This window comes from Bacillus sp. FSL P4-0248, assembly GCF_038593305.1.
Classification (GTDB): domain Bacteria; phylum Bacillota; class Bacilli; order Bacillales; family Bacillaceae; genus Bacillus; species Bacillus safensis.
Map to the genome: position 1 here is coordinate 1,606,500 of NZ_CP151983.1, position 22,618 is coordinate 1,629,117.

Below are 22,618 nucleotides of genomic sequence, written 5' to 3' on the forward strand. Positions count from 1 at the left end.
GCTATAATAAAGGGAAAACTTACAACAAGATGCAGCCAAAACCAGGCTGCTTTCTTTCTGATCTTTCGGTAGGTTATATTTTCTTTCGTAGTAAGGTGATGAGTATGGCTAAAAAGAGAAAACGGAAAACGAGAAAAAAACAAAATAAACAGCTAAAACTGAAATATGAATTAAATGGGTTAGTCTGTATTGCCATAGCGATCATTGCCATTTTACAGCTGGGCGTTGTTGGACAAACCTTTGTACATCTATTCCGATTCTTTGCAGGTGAATGGTTCATTCTCTGTCTTATCGGATTATTTCTTTTTGGTGTGACGATTTTCTGGAAAAAACAAATTCCAGATATTTTAACAAGAAGAAAAGCAGGTCTCTACTGCATCATTGCGAGTATCTTGCTTTTGTCACATGTGAAGCTCTTTCAGCATCTTTCATCTGCTGGCGTCATTGGCTCTCAAAGTGTGATTAGAAATACATTTGAGCTTTTCTTGATGGATATGAAAGGTGAAACAGGATCGCCTGATTTAGGGGGCGGCATGATCGGCGCCATCTTGTTTGCTGCTTCTTATTTCTTATTTGCGCAAGCAGGCTCGCAAATCATGGCGATTGTTCTGATGCTGATTGGAATTGTCCTGATTACAAACCGATCCCTTCAGGAAATGGTGAAAAAAGTGACGATTCCTGTATCACAATTTATGGTGAAGCAGTGGAAAGCCTTTGTGGAAGATATGAAAGGAATCAGGCAGGCGAAAAAGAGCGCGTCCTCTCAGAAAACAGGTGAAAAGAAAAAACGTTCACGCAATCAAGAAGAAGACGAGGATGATCTGATCTTGATCGAAGAGGAAACGCCGTCTTCTGATAATAGCCAGCCGATTATTTCAAGCTTTGCAGATAGAGATGACATTCTCACCCCGACGGTTCAAAACAAGCAGGCGGCAAAAGAGACAGCAAAAGAGACAGCGCCTCTTCAGGACTCTGTGCAAAGTGCACCAGTTCAATCAGATACAGCCGATGAACCAAAAGAGGCGCCTCCGATGACATTTACAGAACTTGAAAACAAAGATTATGAATTGCCGTCACTTGATATTTTGGCAGAGCCTCAACATTCAGGTCAGCAAACAGATAAGAAAAATATTTATGAAAATGCCAGAAAGCTTGAAAAAACATTTCAAAGCTTTGGTGTGAAAGCAAAAGTCACACAGGTTCATTTAGGTCCAGCTGTGACCAAATATGAAGTATATCCAGATGTCGGCGTGAAGGTCAGCAAGATCGTCAATCTAAGTGATGATTTAGCCCTTGCCCTTGCAGCAAAGGACATTCGTATTGAGGCGCCGATTCCTGGCAAATCAGCCATCGGCATCGAAGTTCCGAATGCAGAAATTGCTATGGTTTCATTAAAAGAGGTATTAGAATCGAAGCAAAATGACCGTCCAAATGCTAAGCTCCTCATTGGACTTGGCCGTAATATCTCGGGTGAAGCTGTTCTTGCTGAAATGAACAAAATGCCGCATTTGCTTGTAGCAGGTTCGACTGGAAGCGGAAAAAGTGTGTGTATCAATGGTATTATCACAAGCATTCTCATGAGAGCGAAGCCTCATGAAGTGAAAATGATGATGATTGATCCGAAAATGGTTGAATTAAATGTGTATAATGGCATTCCGCATCTTTTGGCTCCTGTCGTAACAGACCCTAAGAAAGCATCGCAGGCCCTTAAAAAAGTAGTCAGCGAAATGGAACGCCGCTATGAATTGTTTTCGCATACGGGGACAAGAAATATTGAAGGATACAATGATTACATTAAACGGATGAATCAAACAGAAGATGCTAAACAGCCAGAGCTTCCTTATATTGTTGTCATTGTAGACGAGCTTGCAGATTTAATGATGGTCGCTTCCTCTGATGTGGAAGATTCCATTACAAGACTTTCTCAAATGGCTCGTGCTGCGGGAATTCATTTGATTATCGCCACACAAAGACCTTCTGTCGATGTCATTACAGGTGTCATTAAAGCGAACATCCCGTCCCGTATTGCCTTTAGCGTATCCTCACAAACCGATTCAAGGACGATCCTTGATATGGGAGGCGCAGAAAAGCTGCTGGGCAGAGGGGACATGCTGTTTTTACCTGTTGGTGCAAACAAGCCGGTTCGTGTACAGGGCGCCTTTTTATCAGATGAAGAAGTGGAACATGTTGTGGATCACGTGATCACACAGCAAAAAGCACAATACCAAGAGGAAATGATTCCGAGCGAAGAAACGCAGGATCAGCTTGCGGCTGTGGAAGATGATCTGTATGATGAAGCAGTAGAATTGATCATCGGCATGCAAACGGCTTCTGTTTCTATGCTGCAAAGAAGATTTCGCATCGGTTATACCCGGGCGGCACGTCTCATTGACGCAATGGAAGAGCGGGGCGTGGTAGGCCCGTATGAAGGAAGTAAACCGAGAGAAGTTCTGCTCTCAAAAGAACAATATGACGAGCTCTCTTCATAAATTGAAGAGAGCTTTCCTGAAAAACAGTAAACAATAGTATGATTATGTTAACTGGATGTCAGACTATTTATTTATTTGCAAAAACATGATATAGTTATGTTCAACTTATCTCGGAATAGAGATTTCTCATCTTATCATTTGCATTGATTAGACGGAGGGAAAACATGTCGACCAAAACAGACAATCGCCATTTATATTTGAAAGTGATTGACCGTATTAAAGAAGATATTCAAACAGGTGTATATGCTGAAAAAGAAAAACTGCCTTCTGAGTTTGAGCTCTCAAAACTTTTAGGTGTGAGCAGAGCGACACTGCGTGAGGCCCTTCGTATATTAGAAGAAGAGAAGTATTTAATTAGAAGGCATGGGGTAGGGACTTTCGTCAATTCAAGACCGCTTTTTTCAACAGGCATAGAACAGCTGACAAGTGTCACGAAAATGATTGAGCAGGTCAATATGACGCCTGGCACCATCTTTTTATCCTCGCAAGAAGGGGAGCCGACAGAGAATGATGTCATTCGTTTTCAGTGTGATAAATCTGATGGGATTTTTTCAATGGAACGCGTTCGAACGGCAGATGGGCAGCCAGTTGTTTATTGTTTAGATAAAATTCCGGTCAAACATCTTCCCGCTTCTTTTACACATGAAGAAGAGTCTCTTTTTGAGCTGTTTGGAAGAGAACCGCACAGCGGGATTAAATATGCAGTTGCTGACATTGAACCAATTGGCTACCACGATCAGGTCTCACCGATTCTAGATTGTGACCCTGAAACGGCGTTATTATTACTGAAACAAATGCACTATGATCAGGATGATCAGCCGGTCTTATACTCCCTCAATTATTTTCGAGCGGATAAATTCAGCTTTCATGTCATACGCAAACGATTTTAATAAGCAGTCGCTTCCATAGGCGCTGCTTTTTGTTTGCCCATACATAATACTCGTCAAACTTGCCACACTAATACGTAACAGTATATAGAATTGGGTGAATGATGTTGGGCGAGAAAACAGTCAGTAAAAAGAATATCATTGCATTATCATCAGTGCCTCTAATCATGACACTAGGGAACTCGATGTTAATACCAGTATTGCCAGAGATAGAAAAGAAACTCTCGATTACTTCCTTTCAAGTCTCTCTCATTATTACGGTATATTCGGTTGTAGCCATCTTATGTATTCCAATCGCCGGTTACTTATCAGACCGGATTGGGCGGAAAAAGGTACTGCTGCCGTGTCTTTTAATCGCCGGACTTGGAGGAGCTGTGGCAGCAGTCGCCTCAACGATCATGAAAGAACCTTATATGTGGATTCTGTTTGGAAGGGTCCTTCAAGGGATTGGTTCAGCTGGAGCCGCACCTGTCGTTATGCCGTTTATTGGAGATTTGTTTCATGATGACGAAGAGGTCAGTGCAGGACTTGGCGCCATTGAAACCTCTAATACAGCAGGTAAGGTACTAAGCCCTATTATTGGGGCACTTCTTGCTTCATGGTTTTGGTTTGTGCCGTTTTGGTTCATTCCGTTCTTTTCGATCATCAGCTTTCTCATGGTACTGTTCATGGTAGAGTCGGCGAAAAAAGAGGAGGATCCGCCTACATTTAAAGAATTTTTAAAATCAACAAAGACCATTTTTAAGCATGAGGGACGCTGGCTTTATGCCATTTTTGCTATTGGCGGTTTTATTATGTTTCTTCTTTTTGGTGTGCTTTTTTACTTATCCGATAACCTAGAGGCAGCTTATCAAATAAAGGGCGTTAAAAAAGGACTCCTGCTGAGTATTCCGCTCCTTTTTCTATCAATCAGTTCCTACATTGCTGGAAAAACGATTGGAAAAGAAAAAGGAAAAATGAGAATCTTTTTAATCGTAGGGATGGCTTTGTTATCACTTTCTTATATTTTTTTATGGTGGAATCACAGCTTTTTCGTATTGTTTATCTGTTTAAGCATTGGCGGAGTGGGCATCGGTATTGTGCTGCCTGCACTTGATGCGCTGATTACAGAAGGAATTGAAAAAGAGCAGTGCGGTACCATTACGTCATTTTATAGCAGTATGCGTTTTATCGGTGTTGCTTTAGGACCTCCGATATTTGCCTATCTAATGGATAAAGGGGACTCCATTGTTTTTATTCTCTCGACCATTTGCAGTCTCATTTCACTATTTTTGGTCCTCTTTTTCATCCAGCCAGATGAAGAGGATGAGAGTGAACAATTAAAAACGGTTTAAATATAGAAAAAAGATGGTATTTTTCCATCTTTTTTCTTTTTTATAAATTGACATGTAAAATTTTGATAGTTAAACTAATGTATAGTAATATCTTTTAAATTATCCCAAATTGGAGGTGTTCAAAAACATTCATTTTCTGTCTTTCTTTAGGCAGAAATTGAACTCGCGTGCTGATGATGGAGATATGCTTCTTCAACACGAAAGGACAATTGAATAGGTCATCCTGCCATTTGAAGGAGACGCAGTCAGCACTTCAGACACGCTCAAATACAGCAAATTGATTGAAGAAGTAGAAGGAGCTTGAAGCAGCTATGTTGCAAATAATTAAAGCAAGATGGATTGTATTAGTGGTGTGGATGATAACAGCTGTGATTCTGTTTATTACTGCGCCCGATTTAGAGGAATTAACAAGAGAAAAAGGGCAATTAAAGGTTCCGGAGGGGACACCAACAGCTGAGGCACTTCACCTATTGGATAAGCTGTCAGATAAGAACGGGAAGAAAGATACAGGTGTGCTTGTATTCTCCGAACAACATCTGTTCCCTGCGAAAGAGCAGGAATTAAAAAAGGCTTTAGCTGCACTCATGTCAAATGCCCCAGAACTCCACATTGACGGAATTACTTCGTATTTTCATGTAGATCCGGACATTCAAAAACAACTTTTATCAAAGGATAAAAGTACACTTCTTGTTCCATTCAAATTCGACCACTACGAAACAAAAGCTGTGAAGATTAAAGAACAAATTGAGGAAGTTTTAAAGCCCTATCATGTCTCATATGAAATAACGGGTCAAAAGTTTGTGGATTCAGATGTCATTCAAAGCTCTCAACAAGGTCTGAAGAAAACTGAACTTATCACGATGATTTTTATTTTCTTTATTTTAATTATTGTTTTCAGATCGATATTGGCACCTGTTGTTCCGCTCATTACGATAGGCATTTCTTACGCTGTCAGCCGGTGTATTGTGGCTTTTCTCGTAGAATATACACAATTTCCTCTATCTAATTTTACTCAGATTTTTATGGTAGCCATTATGTTCGGTATCGGAACGGATTATTGCATCCTGCTGTTAAGCCGTTTTAAAGAGGAGATCGGTCAAGGCCGTGATGTCAAAGAGTCGATTATCGTCACGTATCAATGTGCAGGGAAAACGGTATTTTTCAGCGGCTTAGCCGTGTTAGTCGGCTTCTCAAGTATTGGATTTGCTAAATTCCAATTGTATCAATCAGCCGTTAGTGTTGCCGTTGGAGTAGGCATTCTGCTGATTGCCCTTGTCACCATCGTTCCCTTTTTTATGTCTGTTTTCGGAAAATCTCTATTCTGGCCATCTAAAAGAGAAAACATTCGGCACCCGCAAAGTAAAATGTGGGAATGGGCTGGGCGTTTTTCATTTAAAAGGCCGCTGATCAGCTTAGGGTTAGTCGCTCTTATTACGGTACCTCCTATTCTGATGTACGACGGGACCCTATCTTATAACAGTTTAAATGAAATTGGGAATAAATATGAGTCGGTGTCTGCATTTAATACGATATCAGAGCAATTTGGCTTTGGTGAAGCGCTGCCGCTGAATGTGCTTGTCGAAAATGATGATAAGCTAGATAATCAAGAAAAGATTGTCATGATTGAAAAACTGACTCGTAAATTAAATGACATTGACGAAGTCAAAACAGTCCGCAGTGTCACGCGTCCTGTTGGGGACGGGCTGAGCCAGCTTTATGTCACCTCTCAAGCGAAAGAGCTGGGAGGAGAACTTGGCAAAGGCCATGAAGGAATCGGGAAAATTTCAGATGGCTTGACCGAAACAAATCTCGCTCTTCTCAAACAAAAACCAAAAATTGAAGAATCCGCTCAAGGCATTGACCAGCTGATTGATGGAACAAAAGCAATCAAAAGCGGTGTCGGAGAAGTCAGGGAATCCCTAATCTCTTTAGAAGATGGGGTGAGACGCAGTAAGGAAGGCGTCGGCACCATTCGAAGTAAAATCAAAAAAGCGAAAAAAGAATTAGAGCAAGAATATCGCAGCAGCGAAACGATGATTCAAGAGCTAGAGCGTGTGGTGAATACACTTGAACGCCATGCGAAATCGAATCAGCAGCTGATGACAACCATTAAGAAAGTAAAAGCATCCTATGAAAATCTATCATTTGAAGCACTAGAAAATCGTCTTCCAGAAGTAAAAGACATGGATGAATATAAAGAAATCAAGAAGGTATTCAAAGAAACAAAAGGAATGCTTGATCAAGCAGGGGATCAAATGAGTGTATATGAAGAGGAAGCCGCTCATTTTAAGCAAAAGATCAAACAGGCAGATCAAGTGCTTCAAACCTTATCAAGCAAGCAAAAAGAAGTAAAACGCCAAGTGCAAGCGCTCATGGACGGGCTTGATCAAATTTATGACGGCCTTGACCAAACAAATGAGGGCCAAAAACAATTGATTAAAGAAATGCCTAAAATCGAAGATGGTGCAGATCAGCTGACAGAAGGCCAAAAAGCCATCAAAAAAGGATTTAGCCAGCTTTCATCGAAACTTACGTTATTAACAGATGGATTAGATGAAAGTATTGAAGGGCTTGAGCAGGTCAAAAGCGGCTTCACCGAGGCTGACGGCTACTTAAAGCAGCTTCAGCAAGCGCCAGATGAAGAAGTAACGGGCTGGTTTATTCCAGAAGAAGTGCTGAAACGCCAAGAATTTAAGCAAATCTTTCATACGTATATGTCTCCAGATCGTAAATTAACGACTTTTGAAGTCATCTTAAATGTGAATCCATACAGCAATGAAGCGATGAAAGGTGTCGCGAAAATTGAGGAAACCCTTGATCAATATTTACCTGTAAGTGGACTCAAAAATGCCAAATACGGGGTATCTGGTATCTCAAGCTTAAATGTGGACTTAAAAGAAACGTCTGACGGTGACTTTATTCGAACTGTTATCTTCATGTTAATTGGTATTTTTATTATTTTAATTATTTTATTACGGTCAATCGTCATGCCGATATACTTAACACTTTCACTGATTTTAACGTATTTTACATCAATCGGTTTAACAGAATGGATCTTTAAAACATTTTTTGGCTACGATGGTGTCAGCTGGGCTGTCCCATTTTTCAGCTTTGTCATTCTTGTGACGCTCGGGATCGATTATTCCATCTTCCTCATGGATCGTTTTAATGAATGGAAGGGAGAGCATGTACAAGCATCGATGATATCAGCGATGAGAAATATGGGTTCTGTCATTATTTCTGCAGTGGCCATTTTAGCAGGTACGTTCGCTGCTATGCTGCCATCAGGAGTATTATCGCTTGTTGAAATTGCAACGGTCGTACTCATTGGACTTTTATTATATGCTTTTGTTGTATTGCCCCTCTTTATTCCGGTCATGGTTCGTATTTTTGGTAAATGGAATTGGTGGCCGTTTAGAATGAAATAACGACTGGCGTCTCTGCTATGAGCAGAGGCGTTTTTATTTCCTATCCTTTCCTCTGATTGATATAATGTCTATTAAATGGCTGTTTCACGTATATATCAGCCATGTTCTAATACATAATAAATAGGATGAACAAAGGAGGTTTCTCATGACGTACTTACAAGAGAAGACACTGGACACACCCGGTCTTCATACTCATATTGTCAAAACAGAAAAATTCAAAACCGTGACAATCCTTTTTAAAATGCTTGCACCGCTATCCAAAGATGACGTCACCATGCGTTCTCTTTTCCCGCATGTGCTGTTGAGAGGAACAGAAAAGATGCCCAAAACAGGCGCACTGCGTGCCTATTTTGATGAGCTCTATGGAGCAACCGTTTCGGCAGACATGGCAAAAAAAGGTGAGAATCACATCATTACCTTCCGCCTAGAAATGGCGAATGAAAAATATTTAAAGGATCAAACTCCTTTACTAGAAAAAGGGATTTCCTTACTATCCGACCTATTATTCCACCCGTATGTTGAAGATGGGGTGTTTAGTCAATTATATGTGGATCAAGAAAAACGCACTTTAAAACAGCGAATTCAGGCAGTTTATGATGACAAAATGCGTTATTCGAACTTAAGACTCGTGCAGGAAATGTGTAAAGGAGAACCATATGCACTGCACGTCAATGGTGAAATGGAAGACATTGACGCCATCACAGCTCACTCGCTCTTTGAAGCTTATGAGCATGCGCTTCAATCAAACCAGCTTGATCTTTATGTTGTCGGAGATGTTGACGAAGAAGACATCAGCCGAATGGTCTCCCAGTACTTTAAAACAAGTGAAAGAGAACCAGTCAAAAAGCAGACTGAATCAGCAAGACCTCAAAATGAACCAAAAGAAGTCATTGATGAAGAGGACGTGAAACAAGGCAAGCTGAATATCGGCTTTCGCACACATACAACGATTGCAGATAAAGATTATCCGGCACTGCATTTGTTTAATGGCATATTCGGCGGTTTCTCGCATTCTAAGCTTTTCATTAATGTTCGGGAAAAAGCAAGTCTTGCGTACTATGCTGTGTCTAGACTTGAGAGCTTTAAAGGCTTGATGATGGTGATGTCAGGAATTGAAGTCGGCAACTACCAGCAGGCAGTGGACATCATCAAAGAACAATTTGAAGCGATGCAAAAAGGTGATTTTTCAGATGAAGCAATTGATCAAACAAAAGCAGTCGTCAAAAACCAGCTGCTTGAAACGATCGATACGTCTTATGGAACAGCAGAATATTTGTATCAGCATGCCGTTGTGCCAACTGGGGAAACCCTTGATTCCTTTTTAGAAGCATTAGACCGAGTGACAAAAGAGGACATCATCAAAGTGGGTCAGAAAATCGAATGGGATACGACCTATTTTCTTAAAGGAACGGAGGGTGCTTCATGACAGTGAAAACAATTCAATTCGATCAGCTGCAAGAAACGGTCTATCACGAAAAAATGGAAAGCGGACTTGACGTCTATGTGCTGCCAAAGCAAGGGTTTAACAAAACCTATGCGACCTTTACAACAAAATATGGCTCTGTCGATAACGAATTTGTGCCGCTTGGAAAAGAAGACATGATTCGAGTGCCTGACGGAATTGCCCATTTCTTAGAGCATAAGCTGTTTGAAAAAGAAGATGGAGACGTGTTTCATACTTTTAGTAAACAGGGAGCATCCGCAAACGCTTTTACAACGTTTACGAGAACGGCTTATTTATTTTCAAGCACCTCAAATGTTGAACAAAACCTTGAGACACTCATTGATTTTGTTCAAGAGCCTTATTTTACTGAAAAAACAGTCGAAAAAGAAAAGGGCATCATTGGTCAAGAAATTAACATGTATGATGACAATCCGGACTGGCGTTTATTCTTTGGTCTGATTGAAAATTTATATCAAGAGCATCCTGTGAGAATAGATATTGCTGGAACAGTAGAGAGCATTGCCCCTATTACAAAAGATCATTTGTATGAATGCTATGAAACGTTCTATCACCCGAGCAATATGCTTCTATTCGTCGTCGGGCCTGTTGATCCGAAGCAAATTTTAGAACAAGTCAGAGCGAATCAGGCGAAAAAGCCATTTACAGATCAGCCGGAGATCAAACGAAAAGACATCAATGAGCCAGAAGGTGTGTACCGGAAAGAATACGAACTTCCAATGAACGTACAAGGCTCTAAATGTATGTTCGGTTTGAAAACAAAGAATCCGCATAAAAAAGGAAACCAGCTGCTAAAGCATGAGCTTGGAATGAACCTCATTTTAGAGACGCTGTTTGGCAAAAGCTCCTTACAATATGAACAGATGTATGAAAAAGGCTTAATTGACGAAACATTCAGCTACGATTATACAGAAGAGGGCGGCTTTGGCTTCACTTCAGTTGGCGGGGATACAAATGATCCTGATCAACTCGCAAAGGTATTAAAAGAAACCCTTCTTCAAGCAAAAAGCCTCATGACAGAAGAGAAAATTGAACTCGCGCGCAAGAAAAAAATCGGCAGCTTTTTAAAAGCCATGAATTCTCCAGAATATATTGCGAACCAATTTACTCGATATGCATTCTTAGACATGAGCTTATTTGATGTCGTCACAATGCTGGAACAAATTCAATTGACTGATATTCAGCAAATTTTAGATGAAGAAATTGATGAAGAACGGATGTCTGTTTTCAAAGTCGTCCCAAAAACAAAATAAATGTAAAAAGACAAACTCATATCGGCAGAGTTTGTCTTTTTTATGTTCATTGAAAAAGCCGCTTTATTTACGAGGATATTGATTGACAATTGTTTTGGTCATTAGTTAAACTCTTTAATAGTTAAACACTTAAACTAAAAAGGAGCAGCGTATGGAACAAAATAAAATTGCCCAGCTTATCCAGAGGTATACAGATGTCTATCTCATGTTGGAGAAAAAAGTATCGAGTATGATCACCGAAAAGCTTGATAAAGAGCTGACGCTTGATCAATATTACTCGCTTCGATACATCAATCTACATCCAGGATGTACATCAACGGACCTGGCTTGTGTATGTAATGTAAACAAAAGTGCAGTAACATCCATGACTAATCGTCTTTTTACGAAAAACTATATTTTTCGTGAACATGATCAAGCTGATAGAAGGAATGTTCACCTGTACGTCACGCCAGAGGGCAAAGAAGTGGTCAGCCGAATGGAAAAGCAGCTTCAAGACCTGGTTCGGTCTTATTTTGAAAAGCTTGAAGAAAAAGAAATGGAATCATTTATTCAAACATATGAAAAGATCTATCAAGTGATCATCGAAGAGGAGGCACAAAGTACTAATGAGAGCAATTATAAAAGGTAGATGGCTGATTACGATTCTGTGGATCGTATTAGCGGCAGTGTTACTCATCACCGCTCCTAATATGGCGCAATTAACAAAAGAAAAGGGGCAAATTTCTGTACCAGACGGCTATCCGTCTTCATATGCCAATCATTTATTAAAGAAAATGTCTGAAAACGGCGATACAGAAAAATCAATCGTCATTGTCTTTCAAGAAAAGAACATTGTGAAAGAAAGAGAAACATCTTTAAAAAAGGCAATGGATATTTTAGAAAAAGATCAAGATCTCCACATAGAGGACATCACTTCTTACTTTGAAGCCAATAAAGATATCAAAAAACAAATGCTCTCTAAAGATCAAACGACACTCCTTGTGCCAGTTACATATGACTCAAACAAAATCAAAGCGTCCGACTTTAAAGAAAGAGTCAATGAAAAGCTAAAAAGCTTAAACCTGAAATTTGAAATGACAGGGCAGCCGTTAATTGATGATGATGTTATCACAAGTTCGCAGGAAGGCCTGAAGAAAACAGAATTCATTACGATTGGGTTTATTCTCGTTGTCCTTATTCTTGTTTTTAGGTCAGCTGTGGCGCCTTTTGTTCCGTTAGTCGCAGTGGCACTGTCTTATTTGGTGAGTCAATCAATCGTGGCTTATTTAGTGAAATATGTAGACTTTCCGCTTTCGACCTTTACTCAGATCTTTATGGTCGCGATCATGTTTGGAATTGGAACGGACTACTGCATACTGCTTCTCAGCCGCTTTAAGGAAGAGATCGCACACGGTAAAGATAAAATTGAAGCGATTCTGATTACGTATAAAACAGCAGGAAAGACCGTCTTATTCAGCGGAATTGCAGTGCTGATCGGCTTTACATGTATTGGTCTGGCACAATTCCAGCTTTATAAATCAGCTGTTGCAGTAGCAGTTGGGGTTGCTGTGCTCATTGTGGCTCTTCTCACGATTGTGCCGTTCTTTATGGCAGTTTTAGGAAAGGTGTTATTTTGGCCGATTAAAGGCGATATTGCCCATCCGCAGTCAAAAATGTGGGAAACAGCAGGCCGTTTTTCATTTAAGAAACCGCTTTTCAGCTTATTAATTGTAGGAATCATTACGCTTCCGCCAATTCTCATGTATAAAGGAACTCTTTCTTATAACAGCTTAGATGAAATTGGTAATAAATACGAATCGGTTAACGCATTCAATACCATTTCTGATAAGTTTGGACCGGGTGAAGCACTTCCGGCAACAGTGGTTGTGAAATCATCTGACCTTTTAGACAACAATGAAGGGCTGATTGCCATCGAAAAACTCAGCCGTGCAATTGAACAAACAGATGGGGTCAGTAAAGTGAGAAGTGCCACCCGTCCTGTCGGTAAAGGGCTGAGTGATCTGTACGTGAAATCACAAGCCAAAGAACTGAACACAGGACTTGATAAAAGCAATGAAGGCTTGAAAAAAATCCAAGATGCACTAACGACAATGAGTCAATCCATTGAGGATCAAACGCCGCAAATCAAATCCTCTGGAAAAGGCATTAATCAATTGATTTCTGGTACTGAATCGGTGCAAACAGGGATTAAAAATGTTGAAAAATCCTTAAGAAAATTACAAAACGGCATCGACCAAAACAAAAAAGGTGTAGCAGCCATTAAAGAAGAAATCAAAGGTGCAAAAAAGGAATTAACAGCTCAAGTCGCACAAGTGAATCAGCAAGTTTCGCTGTATAAAAGCATTTCCAAAGAATTAAAGGCGGCATTAGCGCAAGTGGATACGTCATCCTCTGCCGCAGCAGATGTAAAAGCGTTAATCAAACAAGCAAATACACAATTTAATACACTTGAAAAGCAAATTCCGCAAGTAAAAGAAAATCAATCGTATCAAGCCATCAAAGCTTCGTACAATGAACTTTCTGCGACCTTGCAAGAAGGGGCCAAACAGGCAGACAGCTATGCAAAACAAGCGAAAGATGCTAGAAAGCAGCTTGAAGCAGCTGATGCCTTTATTGCAAAAGCTTCTGAGCAGCAAAAAGTCTTGACGAATCAAATCGATGAACTCATTGCGGGCTTAGATGCTATTGAAACTGGACTGGATCAAACGTCTAAAGGTCAAGGACAAATAGCTGATAATATGCCAAAGCTTGCAAATGGAGCGGGCGACATTATTAATGGCCAAAAACAAATGAAAGAAAAGATTGGCGGCTTTGGAGATGATCTGATCAAGCTGACAGGTGGCCTAAACAAAAGTGTAAAAGGACTGGAGAAAATTTCGAGCGGCTTAATGGGTGCAGGTGACTACTTAGATGAACTGAAAAATGCACCAGATCAAGACATGGCCGGCTGGTTTATTCCAAAAGACGTCTTAAAAAATAAAGCATTCAAGCAAGTATTTGATTCATACATGTCAGATGATCGCAAGATGACAAAAATTGATGTCATTTTAGAAAAAAATCCATATGGAAATGACGCCTTGTCGACGATTAAACAAGTGGAAGCTTCTGTCGAGCGGGCACTTCCTGAAACAAACCTAAAAGATGCATCATTTGGCGTCTCAGGTGTATCAAGTATGAACGCTGATCTAAAACAACTGTCAGACCAAGATTTCAATAAGACAGTGCTTTATATGATGATTGGTATTTTCCTTATTTTGGTGATCTTGTTCCGTTCGCTTGTCATGCCGCTTTACTTGGTAGGTTCACTCATATTGACTTACTTTACAGCAATCGGTGTAACAGAATTTATTTTCACCCATTTCTTCGGATATCCTGGCATTAACTGGGCTGTACCATTCTTTGGATTTGTGATTTTAATGGCGCTCGGAGTCGATTATTCGATTTTCTTAATGGAGCGGTTCAATGAATACAAAACAAAAGACATCCAGTTTGCCATGACTGAATCAATGAAAAATATGGGGTCTGTCATTATGTCTGCTGCTGTTATTTTGGCAGGAACATTTGCCGCCATGCTTCCATCAGGTGTGCTGTCTCTCCTGCAGATTGCGACACTTGTCCTTACAGGACTTTTACTGTACGCACTCGTTGTGCTACCATTGTTCGTACCTGTAATGGTGAAATTATTCGGATCAGCCAACTGGTTCCCATTTAAACGAAAAGAATAGGTATTCTATATAGAAAGAAGGAATCAATGTGATGAGTCGTTGGGCGCTGATAACAGGTGCCAGTGGCGGGATTGGGCAGGCAGCAGCGAAAAAGCTTGCCCAAGAAGGCTGCCATGTGATGCTCCATTATCATAAAAATGAACAGGCAGCTGTGCGCCTCGCCGCTCATTTGGATGAGGCATATTCCATTCAAACGCACGTCGTTCAAGCCGATTTATCTAAAATGGGCGGAGCAGAAGAGCTTGTCAGCCGTCTGCCGCTCTGTCCAGATATTCTTGTTTTAAATAGCGGCAGAAGCCATGTCGGATTGGTGACAGACACAGAAAAAGACGTATTAGCCAGTATGGTGCAGCTTCATGTCACAAGTCCATATGAGCTTACCCAATCCCTTTTACCCGCCATGATTCGAAAGAAAGCAGGCCATATCATTGCGGTCAGCTCGATATGGGGAGAAACGGGAGCATCATGTGAAGTGCTGTACAGCATGGTCAAAGGTGCGCAAAATGCGTTTATCAAAGGATTAGCAAAAGAGCTTGCTCCAAGTGGAATTAGAGCAAATGCTGTCTCGCCAGGTGCTGTCAAAACAGACATGATGAATCGTTTTACGCAGGAAGACATCGCAATGCTGGAAGAAGAAATTCCGCTTGGCCGGCTTGCATCGCCTGAGGAGGTTGCAGATGTCATTTGGTTTCTCGCCTCAAAACAGTCAAGTTATATCACAGGTCAAATTTTATCTGTCAATGGCGGCTGGTACTGTTAAAAAACGTGTATAATTCGGCTCTCCATGACAAAAGCTATGGCTGTAATTCATCTTTTCGAATGGAGGAATCGACATGTCTGTACTTGAGAACTGGGACCATTGGAAAAACTTTTTAGGTGATCGCTTAAATCATGCGCAGGATAAAGGTTTAGAAGATGAGACCATCAATAACCTTGCGTATGAAATTGGCGGATATCTAGCTAACGAAGTTGAGGCAAAGAACGAGCAGGAAAGAGTACTTGCTGACCTTTGGAGCGTTGCATCAGAAGATGAGCAGCGTGCCATTGCAAATATGATGGTCAAGCTGGTTGAAAATAATAGCTCGCACTAAACAAAAAGAGAGGTCGTTTGTGCCTCTCTTTTTATTTTAACCGTTTCACAACATTGTGCTTTCTAAAAATGTGAAAATGCTTTATGATAAAGGAAGGTAAAAATTTGCCACAATGAAGGGGGTAATATCATTTGGCAAAGCTCGAATGGTATTTTGAATATGAGATACAGGTAAACCGTCCCGGACTTTTAGGAGACATTTCTTCTCTAATGGGGATGCTTTCAATTAATATTGTGACAATTAATGGTGTTGATGTATCAAGACGCGGAATGCTTTTACGCTGTGACCACACAGATCAAATTAAGCGGCTTGAATCAATTTTAAATACAATGGAAACGATAAAAGTAACGAAATTAAGACAGCCGAAGCTTCGTGACCGCTTAGCTGTTCGTCATGGAAGATACATACAGCGTGATGCGGATGACAAAAAGACGTTCCGTTTTGAAAGAGACGAGCTCGGTCTTCTTGTTGATTTTATGGCTGAACTCTTTAAAAAAGAAGGACATAAATTGATTGGGATTCGCGGAATGCCGCGTGTCGGAAAAACAGAATCAATTGTGGCTTCAAGTGTTTGTGCAAGCAAGAGATGGCTGTTTGTATCATCAACTCTTTTGAAACAGACGATTCGAAGTCAGCTGATCGCAGATGAATACAGCCCAGATAACGTCTTTATTATTGATGGGATTGTGTCGACAAGAAGAGGTTCTGAGAAGCACTTGCAGCTTTTAAGGGAAATTATGAGACTGCCGGCAACGAAGGTGGTCGAGCATCCAGACATCTTTATTCAAAATTCAGAATATACAATGGATGATTTCGACTATATCATTGAATTGCGTAATAGCGCAGACGAAGAGATTACATATGAACACGCTGAAGAACCACAAGTGTTTGATCATTCTGGTTTTTCCGGCTTCGATTTTTAATATGGTAATGGTAGGTGTTTGTTTTGACTGAATTGGGAAAACGGCTCGTTGAGGCCAGAGAGGAAAAAGGGATGTCGCTGGAGGATCTTCAGACGGTGACCAAGATCCAAAAGCGCTATTTGCTAGCAATCGAACAAGGAAACTATGATATTATTCCAGGTAAATTTTACGTCAGAGCGTTTATTAAACAATATGCCGAAGCCGTTGGACTGAATCCTGAACAATTGTTCGAAGAATTTCGTAAAGATGTTCCAAGCACGTATAACGATGAAGTATCTGATAAATTATCAAATATTAAACCGCAAAGAGAGCTGCCAAAGCCTGCTTCGAAAGTGCTTGAACTATTGCCGACAATTTTAATTATTGGAGGCATCATTGTGGTCATCGCCATCATTTATGTGATCGTGCAGGCGGTCAATCATGATAGCGGACAGAAGAATAATCAGGCGGCTCCTCAGCAATCAGAATCTAAATATGAAGTATCTGAGGGTTCATCTCTTGCAAAAGATCAAAAGAAAAAAGAAAAAGCTTCGTCAGATGATAAAGAAAAATCATCTAAAAAAGATGATTCATCAAAAGACGATGAAACTGTATCTTTAAAGGCGACGAATACAGAAGGCTCGACAACAACGTATGAAGTATCAGGTGTAGACGAAATGGAGTTAAAAATTTCTGCCTCGCAAGCTTCATGGCTGCGTGTAAGAGACGAATCTGGAAAAGTGCTGAAGATGGGTGAACTAAAAGATGGCGAATCGTTTAAAACAGACCTGTCTGATCTTTCTCAGGTCGATATCCGTCTAGGCAATGCGTCTGGAATTGATATCAAGGTAAATGACGAGACACTTAAGTACGAATTAGACCCTAAGGACACCATGACACAAAACATTGTGATTGTGAATAAAGGAAAGGAAAAGTCATCTTAAGCAAGTAGATGACTTTTCTTTTGTTCCTACTATTATATACATAATAAAATTGCATTATTGGAGGATTGGATTTCATGTTTAACTTACCGAATAAAATAACCCTTTCTAGGATCGCCTTGATCCCTGTTTTTATGATTATTATGCTTGCACCGCTAGATTGGGGTGTTGCGCGCTTTGGCGACGCCAGCATCGAAGTGACGCACCTTGTTGGAGCGATCCTGTTTATTGTCGCTTCAACAACTGACTGGATTGATGGATACTACGCACGTAAGCTTAATTTAGTGACGAACTTTGGTAAATTTTTAGATCCGCTTGCAGATAAATTGCTTGTTTCAGCTGCTTTAATTATACTTGTTCAATACAACCTCACACCGGCATGGATGGCGATTGTGATCATCAGCCGTGAATTTGCTGTAACAGGTCTAAGGCTTGTATTAGCCGGAGGCGGTGAAGTAGTGGCAGCGAATATGCTTGGAAAAGTGAAGACATGGGCGCAGATCATTGCGATTTCAGCACTTTTACTGCATAACCTGCCGTTTGAACTTGTGTCATTCCCGTTTGGTGATCTAGCGATGTGGGTAGCGGTGTTCTTCACTGTTGTCTCAGGCTGGGATTACTTTGCAAAAAACTGGGAAGCTTTAAAGAATTCTAACTAAAAAGGACGTGTACGCTTTGAAGTCAGAGAGAAAAGCAGAAATTATTGCAGTCGGTTCCGAACTATTGCTAGGGCAAATTACGAATACGAATGCACAATTCATCAGCAAACAACTAGCTGAAATTGGTGTGAATGTTTATTACCACACAGCAGTTGGTGACAATCCAGAGCGTTTAAAACAGGCCATTCAGGTGGCGCAGGAAAGATCTAATTTTATTATCTTCTCAGGTGGTCTTGGACCAACCAAAGATGACTTAACAAAAGAAACCATTGCGAGTACGCTTGGCAAAGAGCTTGTACTAAATGAAGAAGCATTTGAATCAATTCAAGACTACTTTCTAAAGACCGGACGCGTTATGTCACCGAACAACCGTAAGCAGGCACTCGTTCTAGAAGGGTCTGATGTGCTCGTGAACCGTTTCGGGATGGCCCCGGGTATGTTTGTTCAAGAAGACGATACGTTTTATATGCTTCTTCCTGGACCGCCAAGTGAACTGCACCCGATGTTTGAAAACGAGGCAAAGCCGCTGATTTCTGAGAAACTTGGCTTAAAGGAAAAGATCGTGTCTGTTGTTCTGCGCTTCTTCGGAATCGGTGAATCGCAGCTTGAAACAGACCTAGAAGATTTAATTGATGCTCAAACCAACCCGACGATTGCACCACTCGCATCTGACGGTGAAGTGACGCTAAGGCTGACTGCTAAGCATGAGGATGAAAAAGAAACAGAGCGTCTGTTAAAAGAAACAGAAGCGCAAATTTTAGCGCGGGTAGGAGAGTACTTCTACGGATATGGGGATACATCACTTGTCCGCGAAGCGTCCAAAGCCTTGCACGAGCACGGGAAAACAGTAGCAGCAGCAGAAAGCCTGACTGGCGGAATGTTCTCCGAATGGCTGACAGATCTCGAAGGAGCATCATCCATTTTGAACGGAAGTGTGGTTTGTTATACAAACCAAGTCAAGCAGCAGGTACTTGGCTGCCGGGAAGAAACATTGTCTTCTCATGGTGCTGTCAGCAAAGAGTGTGCTTTAGAGCTTGCTGAAGGGGTTAGAAAGCTGACCGGAAGTGATATTGGCATTAGCTTTACGGGTGTAGCAGGACCTGATACCCAAGAGGGTCAGCCTGTTGGAAAAGTGTTCATTGGACTATCGACGAAAGACCAGACGGACGTGTTTGAATGGATGTTTACAGGCAGCCGGTCGGGTATTCGAAAGCGCGCTGTGAAATATGGTCTGCATCACTTACTCAACTTATTAAAAGAGAGTTAATTTTGTTTTTTGTTAGGTTTACTCCTTTATAAAAGAGCGTTTTTTCTAATAGAAAATACTCTTTTCTTAAAAATCTGCCAAGAAAAAATCGAATATGTGTTCGTTTTTTTCTTGGCAAATGACGTAAAACAAGGTATAGTATAGATAGTGGAATTGATAAAGGAGGAAACAATAGAATGAGTGATCGTCAAGCAGCCTTAGATATGGCTCTTAAACAAATAGAAAAACAGTTTGGTAAAGGCTCTATTATGAAACTAGGAGAGCAAACAGATACACGTATTTCAACAGTACCTAGTGGTTCGTTAGCACTTGATACTGCGCTTGGAATAGGCGGATATCCCCGAGGCCGTATTATCGAAGTATATGGTCCAGAGAGTTCTGGTAAAACGACAGTAGCCCTTCATGCCATTGCTGAAGTTCAGCAGCAGGGAGGACAAGCTGCATTTATTGATGCAGAGCATGCACTCGATCCAGTTTACGCTCAAAAACTAGGTGTCAACATTGATGAACTGTTACTTTCTCAGCCGGATACAGGAGAGCAAGCACTTGAAATTGCAGAAGCTCTTGTCCGCAGCGGGGCAGTTGATATTGTTGTTATTGACTCTGTAGCTGCTCTTGTACCAAAAGCAGAGATTGAAGGAGATATGGGTGATTCACATGTTGGTCTTCAAGCACGTTTGATGTCCCAAGCACTTCGTAAACTATCAGGTGCTATCAATAAATCAAAAACAATTGCCATCTTTATTAACCAAATTCGTGAAAAAGTTGGGGTCATGTTCGGTAACCCTGAAACAACGCCAGGTGGACGTGCGCTGAAGTTCTATTCGTCTGTTCGTTTAGAAGTGCGCCGTGCTGAACAGCTGAAACAAGGCAATGACATTATGGGGAATAAAACGAGAATTAAAGTGGTCAAAAACAAAGTAGCACCGCCATTCCGTATTGCCGAAGTAGACATTATGTACGGTGAAGGGATCTCAAAAGAGGGAGAAATCATCGACCTTGGAAGCGAGCTAGATATCGTACAAAAGAGCGGTGCTTGGTATTCTTACCAAGAAGAACGTCTTGGACAAGGCCGTGAAAATGCGAAACAGTTCCTAAAAGAAAATAAAGATATCATGCTGATGATCCAGGAGCAAATTCGCGAACACTACGGTTTGGATACAAACGGAGTGAAAGCAGCTGAAGAAGAAGGACAAGAAGAATTGGAGTTTAATGACTAAAAAGACTAAAAGACGCTGAAAAGCGTCTTTTTTTTACATTTACATGACAGCTGGCAGGTCAAAAGTTCTGTCTTTGCTTGAAATAACGACTTACGCCTCAGTCTGACTAGCTTGACAAGTATTTCCGACACAATTACAATGGGAATGTATCACTTGTTTTTCTTAACATGATTGATAACTAATTTAAACTTGACAAGGGCAGTGAGGATCTCATTCCCTGTGAAGGCCCTGTATGTTGAGACACAAAACAATGTACATGCCGACACTTTATTTGTAAAACCAAGTTCATAGCAAGAGGAGGTGAAAATATGTCGCCTACGATGTTTACGATCATCTCCATTTTGCTGAGCCTAATCTGTTTAGTTGTTGGCTACTTTGTTCGTAAAACCATTGCAGAAGCAAAAATATCCGGCGCAAGAAACATGGCCGAACAAATTGTTGAGGATGCAAAGCGTGATGCGGAAGCATTGAAGAAAGAAGCGCTCTTGGAAGCGAAAGATGAAATTCATTCGTTTCGTGTAGAGGCGGAGCAAGAAGTTCGTGAAAGACGAAATGAGCTTCAAAGACAAGAAAACCGTTTACTTCAAAAAGAGGAAAATCTTGATCGCAAAGACGAATCTTTAGATAAACGGGAGTCCCTGTTGGAGAAGAGAGATCATTCTCTGAATGAACGACAACAACATATTGAAGAGATGGAAAGCAAAGTGGATGATATGATTCGTTTGCAGAAAGCCGAGTTGGAACGTATTTCAAGTCTAACTCGAGATGAAGCGAAACAAATCATTCTGGATCAAGTTGAAAATGAGCTTTCCCACGACATTGCAGTCATGACGAAAGAATCTGAAAACCGAGCGAAAGAAGAGGCTGACAAAAAGGCGAAAAACATTCTTTCACTTGCGTTACAGCGTTGTGCAGCTGATCATGTGGCTGAAACAACGGTATCTGTAGTCAATCTTCCAAATGATGAGATGAAAGGTCGTATTATCGGACGTGAAGGACGAAATATCCGTACGTTAGAAACGTTAACAGGTATTGACTTGATCATAGATGATACACCTGAAGCTGTTATACTATCGGGCTTTGATCCGATTAGACGTGAAACAGCGAGGATAGCTCTGGACAAGCTAGTCCAGGATGGCCGCATTCATCCTGCACGAATTGAAGAAATGGTGGAAAAATCACGCCGTGAAGTCGATGATTATATCCGTGAGATGGGTGAGCAAACGACATTCGAAGTCGGAGTTCACGGTCTGCATCCGGATCTGATCAAAATTCTCGGCCGCTTAAAATTCCGTACAAGTTATGGACAAAATGTCCTGAAGCATTCAATTGAGGTTGCACATCTTGCAGGTCTCATGGCTTCGGAGCTTGGAGAAGATGCAAAGCTTGCAAAACGAGCAGGTCTTCTGCATGACATTGGAAAAGCCATTGATCATGAAGTAGAAGGAAGCCACGTAGAAATTGGCGTTGAGCTTGCGACGAAATATAAAGAGCATCCTGTTGTCATCAACAGTATTGCCTCTCACCACGGTGACCAAGAACCGACATCTATTATCGCTGTTCTTGTTGCGGCAGCTGATGCATTATCTGCAGCACGCCCTGGTGCAAGAAGTGAGACACTTGAAAATTACATTCGGAGACTTGAGAAATTAGAAGATATCTCTGAATCTTATGAAGGTGTTGAAAAATCGTTTGCGATACAGGCTGGACGTGAAGTACGTATTATGGTGAAGCCAGATTCAATTAATGATCTTGAAGCTCACCGTCTAGCAAGGGATATTCGTAAGCGAATTGAGGACGAGCTCGATTACCCTGGTCACATTAAAGTGACAGTCATTCGAGAAACTCGCGCAGTAGAGTATGCAAAATAGAGCGGTGCGCTTAGCGCCGCTTTATTTTTTTGTGTAAATATGCAACACTGATAAGAAGATCAATTTAAAAGAGAAAGGGTTCAAAAGCG

General features: G+C 40.9%; 16 protein-coding genes. All 16 read left to right on the forward strand.

Annotation, left to right across the window (positions count from 1 at the left end):
* Positions 1–104: 104 nt before the first annotated feature.
* The 16 genes from NST65_RS08125 to rny all read left to right on the forward strand — a co-directional run bounded on the left by NST65_RS08125 (position 105) and on the right by rny (position 22,529).
* On the forward strand, positions 105–2,489 hold the full coding sequence (locus tag NST65_RS08125) for a DNA translocase FtsK (RefSeq protein WP_041117428.1): 2,385 nt from the start codon (positions 105–107) through the stop codon (positions 2,487–2,489).
* A 164-nt stretch (positions 2,490–2,653) separates the two neighbouring features.
* Positions 2,654–3,379: a GntR family transcriptional regulator gene (locus NST65_RS08130; protein WP_024424122.1), complete on the forward strand. Its 726-nt coding sequence runs from the start codon at positions 2,654–2,656 to the stop codon at positions 3,377–3,379.
* 98 nt (positions 3,380–3,477) lie between these two features.
* On the forward strand, positions 3,478–4,710 hold the full coding sequence (locus NST65_RS08135; RefSeq protein WP_169510834.1) for an MFS transporter: 1,233 nt from the start codon (positions 3,478–3,480) through the stop codon (positions 4,708–4,710).
* A gap of 311 nt (positions 4,711–5,021) precedes the next feature.
* Positions 5,022–8,138, forward strand: coding sequence for an MMPL family transporter (locus tag NST65_RS08140; protein WP_111927400.1), 3,117 nt, complete (start codon positions 5,022–5,024; stop codon positions 8,136–8,138).
* A gap of 145 nt (positions 8,139–8,283) precedes the next feature.
* A complete protein-coding gene (locus NST65_RS08145; protein ID WP_034281889.1) occupies positions 8,284–9,564 on the forward strand; it encodes a pitrilysin family protein in 1,281 nt (426 codons plus the stop codon).
* Positions 9,561–10,853, forward strand: a complete 1,293-nt coding sequence (locus tag NST65_RS08150) for a pitrilysin family protein (protein WP_111927402.1) — start codon at positions 9,561–9,563, stop codon at positions 10,851–10,853. The genes NST65_RS08145 and NST65_RS08150 overlap by 4 nt, the downstream gene beginning before the upstream one ends.
* Before the next feature lie 151 nt (positions 10,854–11,004).
* Positions 11,005–11,481 carry a MarR family transcriptional regulator gene (locus tag NST65_RS08155; protein WP_111927404.1) on the forward strand — a complete coding sequence of 159 codons (477 nt, stop codon included), beginning with the start codon at positions 11,005–11,007 and terminating at the stop codon, positions 11,479–11,481.
* The gene (locus NST65_RS08160; RefSeq protein ID WP_111927406.1) at positions 11,459–14,578 is read left to right on the forward strand and encodes an MMPL family transporter; all 3,120 of its coding nucleotides are present in this window, start codon (positions 11,459–11,461) and stop codon (positions 14,576–14,578) included. Before NST65_RS08155 ends, NST65_RS08160 begins: the two co-directional genes overlap by 23 nt.
* A gap of 31 nt (positions 14,579–14,609) precedes the next feature.
* Positions 14,610–15,338, forward strand: a complete 729-nt coding sequence (locus tag NST65_RS08165) for an SDR family oxidoreductase (protein ID WP_024424115.1) — start codon at positions 14,610–14,612, stop codon at positions 15,336–15,338.
* 73 nt (positions 15,339–15,411) lie between these two features.
* Entirely contained in the window at positions 15,412–15,669 is a 258-nt protein-coding gene (locus NST65_RS08170) for a DUF3243 domain-containing protein (protein WP_024424114.1), read from the forward strand.
* Between the two features lie 131 nt (positions 15,670–15,800).
* Entirely contained in the window at positions 15,801–16,592 is a 792-nt protein-coding gene (locus tag NST65_RS08175; RefSeq protein WP_003211480.1) for a DUF3388 domain-containing protein, read from the forward strand.
* 23 nt (positions 16,593–16,615) lie between these two features.
* Positions 16,616–17,515 carry a helix-turn-helix domain-containing protein gene (locus tag NST65_RS08180; RefSeq protein WP_111927408.1) on the forward strand — a complete coding sequence of 300 codons (900 nt, stop codon included), beginning with the start codon at positions 16,616–16,618 and terminating at the stop codon, positions 17,513–17,515.
* A gap of 74 nt (positions 17,516–17,589) precedes the next feature.
* Entirely contained in the window at positions 17,590–18,171 is a 582-nt protein-coding gene (pgsA, locus tag NST65_RS08185) for a CDP-diacylglycerol--glycerol-3-phosphate 3-phosphatidyltransferase (RefSeq protein WP_081124410.1), read from the forward strand.
* A 16-nt stretch (positions 18,172–18,187) separates the two neighbouring features.
* Positions 18,188–19,438 (forward strand): competence/damage-inducible protein A, encoded by a 1,251-nt coding sequence (locus NST65_RS08190; protein WP_024424112.1) that lies wholly within the window; start codon positions 18,188–18,190, stop codon positions 19,436–19,438.
* 176 nt (positions 19,439–19,614) lie between these two features.
* Complete coding sequence (recA, locus tag NST65_RS08195; RefSeq protein ID WP_034281901.1) at positions 19,615–20,658, forward strand: recombinase RecA; 1,044 nt, start codon at positions 19,615–19,617, stop codon at positions 20,656–20,658.
* A 308-nt stretch (positions 20,659–20,966) separates the two neighbouring features.
* On the forward strand, positions 20,967–22,529 hold the full coding sequence (rny, locus tag NST65_RS08200) for a ribonuclease Y (protein ID WP_003211958.1): 1,563 nt from the start codon (positions 20,967–20,969) through the stop codon (positions 22,527–22,529).
* The last annotated feature ends 89 nt before the right edge of the window (positions 22,530–22,618 follow it).